This is a genomic window from Cellulophaga sp. F20128, from assembly GCF_023015805.1.
GTDB lineage: Bacteria > Bacteroidota > Bacteroidia > Flavobacteriales > Flavobacteriaceae > Cellulophaga.
The window spans coordinates 1-346 of the sequence record NZ_JALKBA010000100.1 but is presented as its reverse complement, the minus strand read 5'-3'; the positions used below and the strand labels follow the sequence as shown (position 1 = coordinate 346).

Genomic DNA, 346 nt, shown 5'->3' with positions numbered 1-346 from the left:
CCTATGAGGCCCACCAAAATTTGGATTTTGAAACAAGAGATAAAGCGGGGGAATGGGCATTACAATTACTTACTAACGCCGACAGATTATTGGAATATCACCCAACATTAAATCTACAACGATGGATTGATTTTGCGAGAGCAACAAGTCAAAACAAAATACAACAAGATAAGTACGAAGAAGATGCTCGGAGAATTCTTACCGTTTGGGGGCCTCCAAAACTAAAATTAGGTGTTAATGACTATGCAGCGCGAATGTGGGGTGGATTAATCCGTGATTATTATCGGGAAAGAATGGCAGGTAAATTAGAAAGTTTACGCTTAAATAAACCCTATGACAATAGAAC

The 346-nt window shown here is 38.7% G+C and carries 1 protein-coding gene; it reads left to right on the top strand.

Annotated elements, in window-relative coordinates:
- Positions 1 to 20 precede the first annotated feature (20 nt).
- The coding region (locus tag MWU65_RS17850) for an alpha-N-acetylglucosaminidase C-terminal domain-containing protein (protein ID WP_247079981.1) at positions 21 to 346 on the top strand (326 nt) is incomplete at its 3' end.